The sequence below is a fragment of the Microbacterium sp. bgisy207 genome, from assembly GCF_057706855.1.
In genome coordinates this window covers 115,838-131,790 of sequence record NZ_JBYIPB010000004.1, presented here as the reverse complement: position 1 = coordinate 131,790, position 15,953 = coordinate 115,838, and the positions used below count along the sequence as shown (strand labels likewise).

Sequence of the window (15,953 nt, the reverse complement as noted above, 5' to 3'; positions counted from 1 at the left end):
CGATACTGAGGCACAGACCACCGAGGTGCAGGAGTTCGTGCACCGCGAAAGGACCGACATGAGCACGCAGACCTTCGTTCTCCCCGATGTGGGGGAGGGCCTGACCGAGGCCGAGATCGTCACCTGGAAGGTCGCGCCCGGCGACGCCGTGCAGGTCAACGACGTGCTCGTCGAGATCGAGACCGCCAAGTCCCTGGTCGAACTGCCCTCGCCGTTTACCGGCACGGTCGGCGAGACGCTCGTCGAGGAGGGCGTGACCGTCGCCGTCGGAACCCCGATCGTGACGATCGAGACGGCTCCCGCCGCATCCGCTCCGCTGTCACAGACCGACGCTCCCGGGGGCGGCGACGCGCAATCTGAGACAGCGGAAGGTGGTGCTGAGGGCGGCGGCGCGGTGCTGGTCGGATACGGGACGGGTGGAGCTGTCACCTCGCGTCGCCGCAAGCCCGCTGAGCGGCCGGTGACGGCATCCGTCGGGGTCATCGCGAAGCCGCCGATCCGCAAGCTCGCGCGCGATCTCGGCGTGGACCTTGCCGCCGTGACCCCCTCGGGTGAGGCCGGCGAAGTCACCCGCGAGGACGTCGTGAAGCACGCGTCGCAGGCAAGCGTCTTCCGCAATATCGAGACTCCCGACTGGCCCGAAGTGCGCGAAGAGACCATCACCGTGACACCGGCAGCGGCACCAGCGCCTCCCGCCCCCAACGGCGTCGCCTCGCCGTTCGCGCAGGCGGCGGGCCGGGTCGAGTCGATCCCGGTCAAGGGTGTGCGCAAGGCCACCTCGACCGCGATGGTGCAGTCGGCGTACTCGGCACCGCACGTGTCGGTGTGGACGGATGTCGACGCGACCCGCACCATGGAGCTCGTCAAGCGACTCAAGGCATCCCCCGACTTCGCCGACGTCAAGGTCTCGCCGCTGCTGATCATGGCGCGCGCCGTCATCTGGGCGGTACGCCGCACGCCGATGGTGAACGCGGCGTGGGTCGACGGTGACGGCGGCGCCCAGATCAGCGTGCGGCACTACGTCAACCTCGGGATCGCTGCGGCCACCCCGCGCGGGCTTCTGGTGCCGAACATCAAGGACGCCCAGGACCTCAACATGCGAGAGCTCGCACGGGCCCTCGAGAAGCTCACCCTCACGGCGCGCGAGGGCAAGACCACGCCTGCCGACCAGCAGGGCGGCACGATCACGATCACCAACATCGGGGTGTTCGGAATGGATGCCGGCACCCCGATCATCAACCCCGGAGAGTCAGGCATCGTCGCGATGGGTACGATCCGGCAGAAGCCCTGGGTCGTGGACGGAGAGGTGCGCCCGCGCTATGTCACGACAGTCTCGGGCTCGTTCGACCACCGCGTCATCGACGGCGATGGGATGAGTCGCTTCATCGCCGACGTCGCGTCGATCCTCGAGGAACCCGCGCTGCTGCTCGACTGACCCGTCGCGCTCGGGAATGCCGGAATGTACCGGCCGCCCGTTTTGATAATGATTCTCACCGCCGTTATCATTGTCGACATGACAACCCGACGACTTTCCACCCTGCTCGCGCTCGGCGCGGCATCCGCCCTCACGCTCACGGCCTGCGCCGGCACGGGTGGAACGCCGGCGACATCCTCCCCGGCCGAAGCAACCATCGGCGTCGTCGCGTCGACCAACGTCTACGGTCAGATCGCCGAAGAGATCGGGGGTGATGCCGTCACCGTCACCTCGATCATCACGTCGTCGGCTCAGGACCCGCACGAGTTCGAGCCGACGGCCCAGGACCAGCTCACGGTTTCGGAAGCCGATCTCATCATCGAGAACGGCGGCGGATACGACGGCTTCATGGATGCCATGATCGAGGCCAGCGGCACGACGGCGCCCGTCATCACCGCTGCCACCTTCAACCACGACTACCCCGCTGAGGGCGAAGTTGGGGAGGAAGGTCACGACCACGCGGAGGAAGAGGGTCACGACCACACCGATGAGGACGGTCACGACCACGCGCACATCGAGGGATTCAACGAGCACGTCTGGTACGACCCGCACACCATGGAGCACCTCGCCGAAGCCATCGCTGAGGAGCTCTCGACGCTCGACCCCGACAACGCCGACCTCTTCGAGACCAACGCTGCAGCCTTCATCGACCAGATCGCCGGGCTGGAGGCATCCCTCGACGAGATCTCGGCAGCTCACGCCGGCACCGGAGTCTTCGTCACCGAGCCCGTGCCCGTCTACCTGATCGTGGCAGCCGGGCTCGAGAACCTGACGCCCGAAGCGTTCAGCGAGGCAGTCGAGGAGGGGCAGGACGTGCCCCCCGCAACTCTGCTCGAGGCGCTGGGCATCGTCGAAGACGGCTCCGTCAAGGTCGTCATCGCCAACGCACAGACCGGCGGCGCCGAGACCACGCAGGTCATCGATGCCGCGACCGCGCAGTCAATCCCGGTGCTGGAGTTCACGGAGACCCTCCCGGAGGGCCAGACTTACATCTCGTGGATGCAGCAGAACATCGCGGAGCTCGCGGACGCGCTCGACGCGTGAGCTCCAGCGCGACCTCGGACGCCCAGCCGCCGCTCCGCATCCGCGGAGCGGCGCTGCGCCGTGGCGAGCGGGAACTGTGGGCCGGGCTCGACCTCGACGTCGAACCCGGCGAGTTCATCGCGGTTCTCGGACCCAGCGGCTCCGGCAAGACGACGCTGCTGCGTGCCATCCTGGGCCTCGAGCACCTGAGCGCTGGGGCGATCGAGACGAGCGGTCGCCGGGTCGAGCGCCGGGGCAACCGGCACATCGGCTACGTACCCCAGCAGCGCCCCCTTCCGCCCGAAACCGCATTGCGCGGTCGCGACCTCGTGACCCTCGGTGTCACCGGCCACAAGTTCGGCTTCAGCCTCCCAAGCCGGCGCGATCGCGAACGCGTCGATGTGCTGGTGGCAGACGTCGGCGCCGAGGGGTTCGCCGACCGGCCCGTGGGCGAACTCTCCGGCGGCGAGCAGCAGCGGCTGCGCATCGGGCAGGCGATCGCCGACGACCCCGGCCTGCTGTTGTGCGACGAGCCGCTCACGAGTCTCGACCTGGCCAACCAGCAGGCGATCGTGGCGCTCATCGACAGGCATCGCCGCCAGCGCGGCACCGGGGTTCTCTTCGTCACGCACGACATCAACCCTGTCCTCGACGTCGTTGACCGCATCCTCTACATCGCCGGGGGGCGCTTCACGCTCGGAAAGCCCGATGAGGTCTTGCAGACGAGCGTTCTCAGTGACCTCTACGGCGCTCCCGTCGCTGTGCTGCGGGCAGGCGATCGCCTCGTGGTCGTGGGCGCGCCGGATGCCGAGGTCTCGCACCATCACCACCACGACGGCGACGAACCCGGTGGGGTGCACGTATGAACTGGTCTGACATCGGCGACGCGATGTTCGGGGGATTGGCTGACTATGGCGCGATCCTCGCGCTGGTGTCGAACTCGGTCATCGCGGGGGCAGTGCTGGGCCTGGTCGGCGGCCTCGTCGGCGTCTTCGTGATGCAGCGCGACATGGCTTTCGCCGTCCACGGCATCAGCGAACTCTCGTTCGCGGGAGCCGCATTCGCGCTCCTCATCGGCTGGGATGTCGTGACGGGGTCGATCGTGGGCTCGCTCATCGCCGCCGGGCTCATCGGATGGCTCGGCGCGCGGGCGCGGGACCGTAACTCGTTCATCGGCGTGCTGATGCCGTTCGGCCTCGGCCTCGGCATCCTGTTCCTCTCGCTATACAGCGGTCGCAGCGCCAACCGGTTCAGCCTGCTGACGGGTCAGATCGTCTCGGTGCAGAACGCGCAGCTCGGGTGGTTGATCGCGATCAGCATCCTGGTTCTGCTCGGACTGCTCTTCATCTGGCGGCCGTTGCGCTTCGACTCGCTTGACCCGCAATCCGCTGCAGCGCGCGGCGTACCGGTCACGGCGGTCTCGCTCGGATTCATGCTGCTGCTCGGGCTGATCGTCGCCGTGGCGATCCACATCATCGGCGCGCTCCTGGTCATGGCCCTGCTCGTGACCCCCGCTGCTGCTGCCATGCGCATCGCATCCGGGCCCTGGAGCGTTCCGCTGCTGGCGGCCGGCTTCGGCTTCGTGTCGGCAGTGGGTGGCATCCTGCTGGCGATCGCCGGAACCCTCCCGGTGAGTCCCTACATCACGACGATCTCGTTCTTGATCTATCTCGTCTGCCGCCTCGTCGGCGGCCGGCGCGGTCGGGTGACACGGGCGCGGTTCGCGTGAGGGAGCGCGCCAGCTCCCAGCCTGCACAGAACACGGCTCGATAGACTCCCGGCCATGGCGCAACGCAATACCTGGCAACGCGAACGCGTGCGCGCGGCGCTGGGCGATGCCCCCGGGTTCATCAGTGCCCAGTCACTTCACGCCGTTCTTCGTGATGAAGACACGGGGATCGGCCTCGCGACGGTCTACCGCGCCCTGGCAAGTCTCGCCGATGAGGGCGCGGCCGACACGCTGCACGGACCCGACGGCGAAAGCCTCTACCGTGCGTGCGAGACCTCGGGGCACCACCATCACCTGATCTGTCGGTCCTGCGGCGCGACCGTGGAGATCGCAGCGACCCCCGTCGAGCAGTGGGCCCGGTCGGTTGCGCAGCAGCACGGCTACACGGATGCCGAGCATGTCGTCGACATCTTCGGGCGCTGCCCCGAGTGCACGGCGCGCGCCCGCGCGGCATCCGGCGACGGGAACCGTGCGCGCTGACGCTCCGGCGACCGAAGGCGTCCGCTCCGAGGGTGCGAGCCCGGGAGTACGGGCGGGAGTCGGCGTCGGAATCGGCATCCTCTTCATCGCGCTTCTTGTCGCGATTGATGCCCTCGCGCCCTCACTGTTCGCCTCACCGCTATCGACTCGCGCCCAGGATGGGCTGACCCTCGCGATCAGCGTTCTCATCGAGTCGCTCCCGTTCGTGGTGCTCGGTGTGGTGCTGTCGATCGTCGTGCAGGTGTGGATCCCGCCAGGAGTGCTCGAGCGATGGATGCCACGCACCCCGTGGCTGCGACGCGGCGTGCTGTCCCTGCTCGGAATGTTCATTCCCGTGTGCGAGTGCGGCAACGTCCCGTTCGCCCGTGGCCTGCTGATGCGCGGGTTCACGGTGCCCGAGACCCTCACCTTCCTCATCGCGGCACCCATCGTGAACCCCATCGTGATCATCACGACGCACCAGGCGTTCGGGTTCAGCGACGGCATCCTGGTGGCGCGCCTGGTGGGCGGCTTCCTGATCGCAAACCTCCTCGGCTGGCTGTACAGCCGGCATCCGAGCCCCGACGCGCTGCTGACCGACCGGTTCCGCGACACGTGCGAGCTCGTGACTCATGAGCCCGGCGGCAAGGGGCGCCGGAGCCTTGCCCAATTGGTCGTCGAGCTGCGCGCCGTCATGCCCGCGCTTATCATCGGATCCGCCATCGCCGGAGCCGTTCAAGTGCTGATCCCGCGGGACGTGCTGTTGGCGATCGGATCGAATCCGGCACTGTCGATCGTCGCCATGATCGCGCTCGCAATGGTCGTCTCGATCTGCTCCAACGTCGACTCGTTCTTCGCGCTGTCGTTCGCCTCGACCTTCACCCCCGGCTCGATCGTGGCGTTCCTTCTTGTCGGCCCGCTGGTGGATGTGAAGATGCTCGCCCTGCTGCGCACGACCTTCACGACCCGCACCCTCGTCGGGATCGTCGTGGTCGTCGTGCTGTCTGCCTTCGCGATGGGGACGGTGGTGAACCTTCTTGCCTAGGCTCAGCTCCCTCGGAACACGCTGGCTCGGTGTAGGGCTCGCCTCAGCCCTCGCCGTCCTCACTATCGGGCTTGCGGTGACGGGGCGACTGTCGCTCTACATCAACCCTGAGTCGGCGTGGTTCGCGGTGGGTATGTCGGTCATCGTTCTGATTGGCGCCATCGCGTCCTTCGCGCTTCCGCTGGGCGCCGAAGACGACCACGGACACGACCATGGCGACGCCGCTCCCGCGCGGCACACGGATGCCGAGAGCGGCCACGGTGCGGCCGATGATCATGACCACGACGCCGCCCCTGCGCGCGGCCACACCCGGCATCCGGTTGCCCTCGCCGGCACGGTCGTCGCCGGAGTGCTTGCGAGTGCCGTCGTGGTCGGCGCGCTCGCCCTGCCACCCTCGTCGCTGTCGCCGCAATTCGCCTCGACGAGCGCCTCGACCACGCCGGTGCTGTTCGGCGGCCGGGATGTCGTCACCCTGGCTTCCACGGGCGATACGGCGACCTTCGGGGTGGGCGAGTGGGCGACGGTGTTCGCGACGGCGACAGACCCGGCATCCTTCGACGGCGACGCCGTCACTCTGACCGGTTTCGTCTCCCCGGGCGATGCCGGGGCCGGCTTCCTGCTGTCGCGGTTCGTCATCACCCACTGCGTCATCGACGCGCAACTGGCCGCGGTGCCGATCGCGTGGGGCGGCACGGCAGCGCCCGAGGGCGAGTGGGCTACCGTGACGGGCACGGTGCGCTCGGACTCCGACGGGCGGCTGCACATCGCTGCCGACTCGGTCGAGACCGTACCCGAGCCCGAGGACCCGTATGAGTACTGACGCGGGCCGTCGGCGCGACTCGGCTGCGCCGTCGCGCCGACAGCGAGCTGCCCGTCGACGACTGCGGGGATTCGTCCTCGGCTTCGTCGGGGTCGCTGCGGCCATCGGGCTCGTCGGCGCGCTCGGAGCCGCGGCCACCGTTCTCATGGGGCCGCGAGTGACCGCGGTGCAGGTCGACCCGTCAGCTGCCATCGCGGCATCCGGGTCCCGGCTCATCGTGACGACCTCGCAGTCGCTCGCCGACGTCGACCCGACCTCTGTCACGGTGACCCCCGCAACACCGTTCGACATCGACACCTCGGGTCGCAGCATCGGGGTGCGCTTCACGGTGCCGCTGGATGCCGACACCGAGTACACCGTCACGATCGACGGGGTGACCGGAGTGTCGGGGGGGCCGTCATCCACGATCACCGAGACGTTCACCACGCCTCCGAGCGAGGTGTTCCTGTTGCAGCGGGGCACGGTCGATGGCGACACCATCTTCCGCACCGACCTCACCGGCGAGGCCGCCGTCGCGGTGTTCGCTCACCCGCACATCGAGGACTATCGCGCGACCCGCGACCACCTGGTCGTGCTCGTTGACGAGGACGGCGAAAGCGCGCTCATCATGACCGACCTCGACGGGCAGAACCCGGTCGAGCTGACCCTGCCGGGCACGGGATACATCGCTGACCTGCAGATCGCCGACCGGGGGGAGCGAATCGGGTACCTGTTCACGTCGTCGACGGTGGGGACGGGTAGCGGCGACGAATCGGCGCTGTACACGGCATCCCTTGGCACACCGACCGCCGACCCCACGAAGGTCGTCGTCGCGGGGGCTGACGAGCGGGTCGCACAGTGGTCGTTCGTCCCCGATACCGACAGTGTGTTGCTGGTCGCGTTCGATGGCACGCTGCTGCTGACGGCGCCCGACGGATCGGCCCCGACAGCTCTCGGGCTGGCGCTCGCGATCGATGGCATTGCCCCGGGAACCGCCGAGGCGATCGTCGAACGGATCGACGGGCTCGTCGTCCTCGACCTGCTCACCGGTGAGGAGACTCCCTTGGATGTCGGCGCCGATCCCGCGGTGATCGGCAGCGTGATGCCGCTCCCGCGCGGCGGCACCCTCCGCACGACCTTCCCGATTGCCGACACCGGCCTGCCGACCGGCGCGACATCCGTCGTCCTCGTCGATGACGCCGGGACGTCGACGGAGGTGTTCTCGGCACCCGATACTGACGCGGTTCTGCAGACCTGCGTGTCGCCAAGCGGACAGTACGCGGCGATGCTCGTGGCGCCCGACCTGGCATCCAACCCGTACGACACCTACCAGCTGCCCCTGCCCGCCACGGTAGAGACCCACATCGTCGAACTTCCGCGGGGCGATGGTTCCCAAGCCCGCGAACTCGTCGCGCTGGCTGGCTCGTCGATTTCGTGGTGCCGCCAGTCGGTGTCGTGGCGGTGAAGAACCGCGACGGACTGCGTCCGGCGACGCGCGCGGACCTATCCGGCCTACCGGTGGAGGTCGCGCCGACACTGCTCGGTGCGCATCTGGTCGTCGAGCTCGGCGGGGAGCGCGTTGTTGCCCGTCTCACCGAGGTCGAGGCCTACCACGGCGCTGGAACAGGGGAGGTTCCCGATCCCGGATCCCACGCGCGGTCGGGTCGCAGCGCCCGGAACGCAACGATGTGGGGGGCGCCGGGTCACCTGTACGTGTATCTCAGTCACGGCATCCATTCGTGCGTCAACGTCGTGTGTGCACCGGCGGGCGTCGCCGGTGGGGTGCTGCTGCGGGCTGGCGAGATCGTCGAGGGTGCTGAGGTCGCGACGCGACGCCGGTTCGGGGCAAGGGAACCGGGACCCGCGCGGGACCTCGCACGCGGACCCGGCCGTCTCGGTCAGGCTGTCGGGCTGCGTCATGCGGAGCACGACGGCATCGATGCCGTCGCAGGCATGGGTCGTGCCGGGGCCGTCGCGCGGCTGCTCATGCGCGAGGAGCCACTGGCGCCCTTGGCGACCGGGCCGCGGGTCGGGGTCGCCGGAATCGCGGGCACGGATGCCTACCCCTGGCGGTTCTGGATCCCGGGAGATCCCACGGTCTCGGCGTTCCGCTGGGGCCGGGGTGCTGGACCTGAGGCTTTCGGCACCCGTACAGCCGAACGCGCCCCGGAGGCGTGAGCTTCCGGGGCGCGTCAGGGACGAGATCAGCTGGCCTGCAGCGACTCCTCGAGTGCGGCATCCGCGGCCTTGAGGATTCCCGCGGCCACCTCGAGTCCCTCGATGCGGCCGAGCTCGGTGTCTTCGTGCTCGATGTTGACGTAGATGTCGGGGTCGACCTCGTGCAGCGCACGGAGGAACTCGGTCCAGAACGCGACGTCGTGACCCTTTCCGAGAGCGACGAAGTCCCACGCGGAGTTCTTCGGCCACTCGTTGGCCCACTCGTCGCCACCGAGGTTGACGCGCGGCTCCTCGGGCGACAGCTTGCGGAAGCTGTTGTCGAGCACACCGTAGAGCGCGGCGTTCTCGGTGTTGATCCGCACGTCCTTCGCGGCTGCCTGGAAGACGAGCGGTCCGAGGTGGCGCACGACGGCGACCGGATCCATCTGCTGCCAGAACAGGTGCGAGGCGTCGAGCTCGACGCCGACGTGGGTCGCCCCGGTCAGTTCGACGAGCTTGAACACGTCAGCCGAGTTGAACACGATGTTCTGGGGGTGCAGCTCGAGTGCCACCTTCACATCGTGGTCGGCGGCCAGGCGGTCGGTCTCGCGCCAGAAGTCGGCGGCGATCTGCCACTGGTAGTCGAGCACCTCCAGCGCGGCGGAGTTCCAGGCGTTGACGATCCAGTTCGGACGCGTCGCGCCGGGCTCCCCACCGGGAAGGCCCGACATCGTCACGACGCGGTGCTGGCCGAGGCGATTCGCGAGACGGATGGCGCGGCGTACGTCCTCGCTGTGCTTGTCGCCGATGACGGGGTTCGGATGCAGCGGGTTGCCGTTGCAGTTCAGGCCGGCGATGCCGACGCCGGTTCCCTCGAACAGTCCGAGGAAATCATCGCGGGCAGCATCGCTGACGAGGATGTCGTCCATCGTGGGAACGTGGGTGGCGGGGAGGAACCCGCCGGTGTTGATCTCGAGGCCGGTCAGCCCCAGATCGGCGACGACCTTGATCGCTTCGGGAAGCGAGCGGTCGTGCAAGATCGCGTTGTAGACGCCGAGTCGCATGGTGCGTATGTCCTTTCTCAGTTTCCGACCGGGACGGTTGCGCCGCCCTGGGCCGCGGACTGCGCGACGGCGTCGAGCAGGAGCATGTTGCGAAGTCCGTCGGCGAAGTCCGCGTTGCGCGGCAGCGACTCCGACTCGGGGATCCCGGCGACCTCTTCGAGGAAGGCTCGGGCCTGGAAGACGAATCCGTCGTTCTGGCCGACGCCGACACCCGGAGCATCCATGGGCAGACCGCCGCGCCAGTACGGGTGCGCGGGGCCGAGGACGACGGTGCGGTAGCCCGAGGTTCCCGGGTCCTCGTCGGGCGTGAAGATCTCGATCTGGCCGGGATTGCGGAAGTCGAACCGCGCCGCGCCCTTCTCGCAGAAGATCTCGAAGCTCAGCGAGTTCGGGTGACCGGCCGCAACGCGCGAGACCTGGAGGTTCCCGGTGGCGCCGTTCTCGTACTGCGCCGAGAACGTCGCGACATCGTCGTTCTCAACGGTGTCGCGCTCCTCGCTGACGGCGCCGCCTTCGTGGCCGACGACCGTGCCGAGCGGCTTCGGTCGCGTCGGGAACACCGTGCTGAGCGTTCCGCCGCGCACGGACGTGATGTCGGCGCCGACGGCGAACTCCGTCAAGTAGGAGAGGTGGCTGCCGATGTCGGCGAGCGCGCCGGACCCGTTCGGACCCTTGTAGCGCCAGCTGATCGGGCCCTCGGGGTCGCAGCCGTAGTCGGCCCAGTAGCTGGCGCTGATGTTCAGCGGGCGGCCCAGACGTCCCGACTGCACGAGGCGGCGGATGGACGCGATGCCCGGCGAACGACGGAAGGTGAGGCCGATCCGCCCGATCGTCGAAGCGCTGTCTGCTGCCGCCACCATCGCGCGTGCATCATCGATCGTGTCCGACAGGGGCTTCTCGCACAGCACGTGCTTGCCGGCGGCCAGCAACGCCTCGACGATCTCGCGGTGGAGACGGTTGGCGACCACCACCGACACGACGTCGATGTCATCTGCCTCGACGATCGCCTCCCACGACGTGTCGAACCGCTCGTAGCCGAACCGGGCTGCCGTCGACTCGGCCAGCGGTGCGTAGACGTCGGCGATCGAGACGAGGCGGACGGGGGGAAGGATGCTGTCGTACAGCGTGGGGGCGGTACGGTAGGCGGCGGCGTGAGCCTTCCCAGCCATTCCGGCACCGATGACGGCGACGCCGATGCTCATGGGTTCTCCAACAGGTCAACCGGCGTCCTCACGGCGCCGGTGCGGTGAGAAGGCCCCGAGTGGGGCGCTCCACAACGACTATAGGATTGACCGAATGTCCTGTCAAAGGTGTTTTTGAGACATTTCGTCAGAGAAGGTCGACGACGGATCCCCGCGCGGCGCTTTCGCGCGCGGCATCCAGGACCGCGAGCACCGCGATGCCCTCATCCGCGGGAACGGGTCCGTGTCCTCCGGCGAGGACCGCGGCCGCGAACGCGTCGTAGTACGCCGTGTAGTCACCTTGCGCGGATGGGACGCGCGTCTCACCCGCACCCGTGCGCAGGGCGCCCCAGCGTGCCGGGGACTCGTACCCCCAGGTGTCCCGAGAGCCCGCAGGTCGCTCTCCGGCCAGAACGGCGTCGACCTGCACGTCGGTGTAATCCGAGACGTACGAGCCCTCGGTGCCATGCAGTCGGATCTCACGAGAGGCGAGGCGGTCGAGCTTGGAGGACGAGATGTGCGAGTGGCATCCGTTCGCGTGCTCGATCGTGACGGCGAACCCGCAGTCGGTGACGCCCGCCGGCAACTCGACGACATCGAGGATTGCGTGAACCCGACGGGCCGGACCGCACAGGTAGAGAGCCTGATCGACCACGTGGCTGCCGAGATCCCGGAGTAGCCCTCCCCCTTCTCCCGCTTCGAGAGTGCTCGGATCGTCTTGGTCGCAGCGGAGATCCAGGCGGCGGAGCTCGCCGAGGACGCCGGAGTCGAGGACACCCCTCGCCGTGACGATGTCGGCGTCGAGTCGCCGGTTGTGGAAGACGTTCAGAAGCAGCCCGGCGGCATCCGCCGCGTCGGCCAGTTCGCGCGCTGCGGCGGCGCTGGGGGCGAACGGTTTGTCGGCGACGACGTGCATCCCCAGGCCGAGAGCCTCGAGCACGAGTGCCTGGCGAGTGGTCGGGGGAGTCGAGATCACGACGGCCTCCGCGCCCGCGTGGGCCAGGTCTTCGAGTGATGAGAAGACCGGCACATCGGGCAGATCCTCGTGGACTTGCGCGATCCGTTCGGAGGAGCGCGCGACCACGCCGACGAGCTCGCACTGGTCGGATGCCTGCAGGTAGGGAGCGTGGAACAGTCGCCCGCCGACGCCGTAGCCGACGAGGCCGATGCGGATCGCCATGGGGGTCCTTCCGAGGAGGGGTGTGCCGGATCATCAGAACGAGTAGCGAGATTGACAGAACAATTGCCCGCGGTCAACCCTGACGGGGTCCGATCGCGGCGTGGCCGGCGTCCCGGGGGAGCCGCCACGCTCCCCACAGCGGAACGAGCAGCAAGGCCGCGGTCGCCGCGAGCGCAAGACGGTAGGCCCAGACGTCGTCGACGCCGAGGGCGGCTGCGGCAACGGCGCCGCCGTGGACCAGCAGCGCGGCCCAGGCGACTCCGAGCACCGTCGCCACCTGCTGCAGGGTGGATGAGAGAGTGTTGGCCGCGGCCAGGCGCTCGGGTGGCACGTCGGTGAACTGGATGGTGGCGTACGCGGTAAAACCCGACGAGCGGAACACCCCGCTCATCGTCAGAAGGATGACGATCACGACGATGGAGGTTCCCGCGTCGACGCCCGCCAGACCGATCAGCGCGAGGGCGCCCAGTGCCACGGACCACGTGAGCAGGCGCCGGAAGCCCCATCGCCGGATGAGCCGCGTCGTGAAGGGCTTGATCCCCACGTTCCCGGCGAAGATCGCGGCGACGGCCAATCCGGCCGCCCAGGCCTCCCAACCGAAGGCGATCTGGTATTGCAGGGTGACGATGAGGGGAACGGCCGTGATCGTCATCCGGTAGACCGCCCCGCTGAGGTTGGCCACCCGGAAGGTCGCCGACCTCATGAGCGTCCAATCCAGCAGGGCGCCCGCACGCGCCGCGGTCGAGCGGACCGCGTAGGCCCCGACCGTGATGCCGATGGCGAGGGCAGCGAGCGCGACGCCGAGCGGGGCCGCCCGGGTGGCGATGCCCTCGGCGCCGAGGGTGATCAGCACGAGAGCGGCGCCGATCCAGGCGAATCCCCACCAGTCGAAGCGCGTGCGGGAAGCATCATCCGTACTGCGCGGCACGACCTTCAGGCCGATGAGGATCGCCGCGACGCCGAGCGGGATGTTCAGCAGGAAGATCCAGCGCCACCCGACCGTATCGGTCAGGATCCCGCCGACCGCCGGGGCGATCACGGGAGCGATCAGGCCGGGCCAGGTCAGGTAGGCGACCGCTTCGAGCAGTTCGGCGGGGCGTGCCGTTCGCAGCACCGCGGTGCGGCCGACCGGGATCATAAGCGCGCCGCCGAAGCCCTGGACGATGCGCCACGCGGTCAGGGTGATGAGGTCCCCCGACAGTGCACACCCGAGCGAGCCGATCGTGAAGATCGCGACCGCAAGGAGGAACACCAGCCGGATGCCGAGTCTGTCTCCCAACCAGCCGGTCGCCGGCAGGGCTATTGCGACCACCAGGAGATATGCGACGATCGTCACACTCGCTCCGACGGCAGTGACGCCGAACTCGGATGCGATGGCGGGCAAGGCCGTTTGAAGGATCGTGGCATCGAGGCTCTCCATGAAGAACGCCCCGGCTGCGAGCAGCGCCAGACCGCGGGAAAACCGGGTCGGCGTGCTCACGGTCACTCCTTCTGAAACGTAACGATAAGGTAACGGAACAGACAAGCGGTTGTCCGTATGTATTGACATACTGCACGATGACGGTGATCAAAGCCGATCCGCCGCGACGTTCGCGGCTCAACAATGAAGGGAGTCGCGGGATGAAGTCCTCGCTGCTCGATTCTTTCGCGCCTCGCCCGAAGCGCGCTCGTATTGGCGCCGTTGTGGCGGTCATCGCTGTCGTGGGGCTCGGCCTCGCAGGCTGCACCGGAGGCGGCACTCCGTCGCCCACCGAGACCAACGCCGACGGTGGCGGGGCCTCGAACGGTGTCAAGGTCGTCGTCATGGGCGGCGCACCGGATGACCCGTTCTGGTCCACGGTGAAGCGTGGAGCAGAAGCCGCTGCTGCAGCGGTCGAGTTCGGCGGTGGAACCGTCGAGTTCGTCTCCATGCCGAACTACGACAACTTCGACGCCGACGCGGCGAAGCTGGTGGCAACGATGAAGTCGATGGAGCCCAGCGCCGTCGTCATCCCGAACTGGTCCCCCGACGCCCAGAACGAGAACATCAAGGCCATCTCCGACGCGGGCATCCCGGTCATCATCTACAACTCCGGGCAGGGCACGATCGACGATGTCGGTGCCGGAATCTACATCGGTTCTGACGACTCGGTCGCTGGAGTCGCCGGCGGCGAAGCCTTCGCTGAGGACGGCGCGAAGAACGTGCTGTGTGTCAACACTCTGCCCGGCAAGGTGAACTCCGAGGCCCGCTGTGCCGGTGTCATCGAAGGCGCGACTGCCAAGGGTGCAGCCGCTTCGGCGCTGAACCTGCCTGACTCCCAGTTCGGCGACCCGTCTGCCGTCACGCAGGCGATCAAGGGTGCGCTCCTGAGCGACCCGACGATCGACGCCGTGATCACGATCGGCACGACTGACGCTGACAGCGCAGCCCTCGCCATCGAGCAGGCCGGCGCCACCGAGACCGTCCTTCTCGGCACCTTCGACGTGTCGGAAGCGAGCCTGGACAGGATCGCGGAGGGCACACAGGCCTTCGCGATTGACCAGCAGCCCTACGCACAGGGCTACTACGCGACCTCTGCCGCATTCCAGCAGGCCGCGTACGGGATCTACCTCCCCGTCAGCCCGCTGCTCACCGGGCCGGCACTGATCACCCAGGACAACATCGACGTCGTGCTCAAGGGCGTCGAACTCGGAGTCCGCTGAACCCAGGTGGGTGCCGGTACGCCGGCACCCACCGTTCACTCACTGAAGAGGAACGAACGATGACCACTCGCGTGAATCCCGACGACTCGGGAACCATCACCCGGCCCCCGACCGGGACCGTCCCCAGCCAGCCCGTCGCTGTCCACCGGAGCACCTTCAGCTGGCGGTCCCTGACGCATCGCCCGGAAACCGGTGCTTTCGTCGGAACCGCGCTCGTCTTCGTCTTCTTCGCGATCTTCGGTGGTGCGCAGTTCCTCAGCCTGGGTGGAACCGCGAGCTGGCTCAACATCGCGGCGGAGCTGGCGATCATCGCGCTCCCCGTCGGCCTGCTGATGATCTCCGGCGAGTTCGACCTGTCCGTCGGATCCGTCGTCGCCGGAAGCTCCGTGACGTTGGCGCTCGTTTCGGGTGCCGGCGGCGCCCCGATGTGGGTCGGCGTCATCGCCGCACTCGCGCTCGGCGTGCTCGTCGGCTTCGTGAACGGGTACATCGTCACCCGGACGAACGTCCCCTCTTTCATCGTGACGCTCGCCATGCAGTTCGCTCTGGCCGGCCTCACGCTGGGCATTGCGCGCCTCCTGACCGGCAGCACGAGCATCCCTCTGGATGTCGATCCCTTCTTCAAGGCGGTTTTCGGCGCGCTCATCGGTGGTCAGTTCGAGGTGGCAATCATCTGGGCCATCGTGATCGCGTTGGTTGTCGCGTGGATCCTTCAGATGACGAAGTACGGAAACTGGATCTTCGCCACCGGCGGTGACACCCAGAGTGCGCGTGCATCGGGAATCCCCGTCAATAAGGTCAAGATCGGTCTGTTCATCAGCACCTCGGTTGGTGCGAGCCTGGTCGGGATCATCCAGACATCCCTGTACAACGGTGCGCAGACGGGCGTCGGCCAGTCGTTCGTGTTCAACTCGGTGATCGCGGTCGTCGTCGGTGGTGTGCTCCTGACCGGCGGATACGGTTCGGTCATCGGCGTGATCCTCGGAACGCTGACCTTCGCAATCGTCAACCAGGGCATCTACTACACCGGCTGGAACTCGGACTGGGCCGCACTCATCCTCGGCATCCTGCTGCTGGCCGCGGTTCTCATGAACAACACGTTCAGAAAGCTCGCTCTCACCGGTGGAGCAAGTAAGCCATCTACGAAGAAGGGGAAGTGA

General features: G+C 68.0%; 15 protein-coding genes. 11 read left to right on the top strand and 4 right to left on the bottom strand.

All coding sequences use genetic code 11. The annotated features are described in order from the left end of the window. Nucleotides 1–58 precede the first annotated feature (58 nt). The 9 genes from AC3ENO_RS05095 (at nucleotide 59) to AC3ENO_RS05055 (ending at nucleotide 8,707) form a co-directional block, all read left to right on the top strand. Complete coding sequence (locus AC3ENO_RS05095) at nucleotides 59–1,435, top strand: dihydrolipoamide acetyltransferase family protein (RefSeq protein ID WP_228179490.1); 1,377 nt, start codon at nucleotides 59–61, stop codon at nucleotides 1,433–1,435. A gap of 78 nt (nucleotides 1,436–1,513) precedes the next feature. Continuing rightward, a complete protein-coding gene (locus AC3ENO_RS05090; RefSeq protein ID WP_228179491.1) occupies nucleotides 1,514–2,518 on the top strand; it encodes a metal ABC transporter solute-binding protein, Zn/Mn family in 1,005 nt (334 codons plus the stop codon). Next, nucleotides 2,515–3,363 carry a metal ABC transporter ATP-binding protein gene (locus AC3ENO_RS05085; RefSeq protein ID WP_434969538.1) on the top strand — a complete coding sequence of 283 codons (849 nt, stop codon included), beginning with the start codon at nucleotides 2,515–2,517 and terminating at the stop codon, nucleotides 3,361–3,363. Before AC3ENO_RS05090 ends, AC3ENO_RS05085 begins: the two co-directional genes overlap by 4 nt. Continuing rightward, nucleotides 3,360–4,226 carry a metal ABC transporter permease gene (locus tag AC3ENO_RS05080; RefSeq protein WP_228179493.1) on the top strand — a complete coding sequence of 289 codons (867 nt, stop codon included), beginning with the start codon at nucleotides 3,360–3,362 and terminating at the stop codon, nucleotides 4,224–4,226. Before AC3ENO_RS05085 ends, AC3ENO_RS05080 begins: the two co-directional genes overlap by 4 nt. Before the next feature lie 54 nt (nucleotides 4,227–4,280). After that, nucleotides 4,281–4,706 carry a Fur family transcriptional regulator gene (locus AC3ENO_RS05075; protein ID WP_348681109.1) on the top strand — a complete coding sequence of 142 codons (426 nt, stop codon included), beginning with the start codon at nucleotides 4,281–4,283 and terminating at the stop codon, nucleotides 4,704–4,706. Further along, nucleotides 4,624–5,730 carry a permease gene (locus AC3ENO_RS05070; RefSeq protein WP_434969537.1) on the top strand — a complete coding sequence of 369 codons (1,107 nt, stop codon included), beginning with the start codon at nucleotides 4,624–4,626 and terminating at the stop codon, nucleotides 5,728–5,730. Before AC3ENO_RS05075 ends, AC3ENO_RS05070 begins: the two co-directional genes overlap by 83 nt. Then, on the top strand, nucleotides 5,723–6,550 hold the full coding sequence (locus AC3ENO_RS05065) for a TIGR03943 family putative permease subunit (protein WP_434969535.1): 828 nt from the start codon (nucleotides 5,723–5,725) through the stop codon (nucleotides 6,548–6,550). Before AC3ENO_RS05070 ends, AC3ENO_RS05065 begins: the two co-directional genes overlap by 8 nt. Next, complete coding sequence (locus tag AC3ENO_RS05060; RefSeq protein WP_434969533.1) at nucleotides 6,540–7,994, top strand: Ig-like domain-containing domain; 1,455 nt, start codon at nucleotides 6,540–6,542, stop codon at nucleotides 7,992–7,994. The genes AC3ENO_RS05065 and AC3ENO_RS05060 overlap by 11 nt, the downstream gene beginning before the upstream one ends. Further along, nucleotides 7,991–8,707, top strand: coding sequence for a DNA-3-methyladenine glycosylase (locus tag AC3ENO_RS05055; protein ID WP_434969634.1), 717 nt, complete (start codon nucleotides 7,991–7,993; stop codon nucleotides 8,705–8,707). Before AC3ENO_RS05060 ends, AC3ENO_RS05055 begins: the two co-directional genes overlap by 4 nt. 26 nt (nucleotides 8,708–8,733) lie before the next feature. On the opposite strand, the gene AC3ENO_RS05050 is transcribed toward AC3ENO_RS05055, so the two are convergent. The 4 genes from AC3ENO_RS05050 to AC3ENO_RS05035 all read right to left on the bottom strand — a co-directional run bounded on the left by AC3ENO_RS05050 (nucleotide 8,734) and on the right by AC3ENO_RS05035 (nucleotide 13,591). Then, nucleotides 8,734–9,750 carry a sugar phosphate isomerase/epimerase family protein gene (locus AC3ENO_RS05050; protein WP_434969532.1) on the bottom strand — a complete coding sequence of 339 codons (1,017 nt, stop codon included), beginning with the start codon at nucleotides 9,748–9,750 and terminating at the stop codon, nucleotides 8,734–8,736. A 17-nt stretch (nucleotides 9,751–9,767) separates the two neighbouring features. Further along, nucleotides 9,768–10,952, bottom strand: coding sequence for a Gfo/Idh/MocA family protein (locus tag AC3ENO_RS05045; protein ID WP_434969531.1), 1,185 nt, complete (start codon nucleotides 10,950–10,952; stop codon nucleotides 9,768–9,770). A gap of 127 nt (nucleotides 10,953–11,079) precedes the next feature. Next, complete coding sequence (locus AC3ENO_RS05040; protein ID WP_434969530.1) at nucleotides 11,080–12,111, bottom strand: Gfo/Idh/MocA family oxidoreductase; 1,032 nt, start codon at nucleotides 12,109–12,111, stop codon at nucleotides 11,080–11,082. Between the two features lie 73 nt (nucleotides 12,112–12,184). After that, on the bottom strand, nucleotides 12,185–13,591 hold the full coding sequence (locus AC3ENO_RS05035) for an MFS transporter (RefSeq protein WP_434969529.1): 1,407 nt from the start codon (nucleotides 13,589–13,591) through the stop codon (nucleotides 12,185–12,187). Nucleotides 13,592–13,731: 140 nt separating this feature from the next. Here AC3ENO_RS05035 and AC3ENO_RS05030 point away from each other — a divergent pair, with 140 nt between their 5' ends. Continuing rightward, a complete protein-coding gene (locus tag AC3ENO_RS05030; protein WP_434969528.1) occupies nucleotides 13,732–14,793 on the top strand; it encodes a substrate-binding domain-containing protein in 1,062 nt (353 codons plus the stop codon). A gap of 59 nt (nucleotides 14,794–14,852) precedes the next feature. Continuing rightward, on the top strand, nucleotides 14,853–15,953 hold the full coding sequence (locus AC3ENO_RS05025; RefSeq protein WP_434969527.1) for an ABC transporter permease: 1,101 nt from the start codon (nucleotides 14,853–14,855) through the stop codon (nucleotides 15,951–15,953).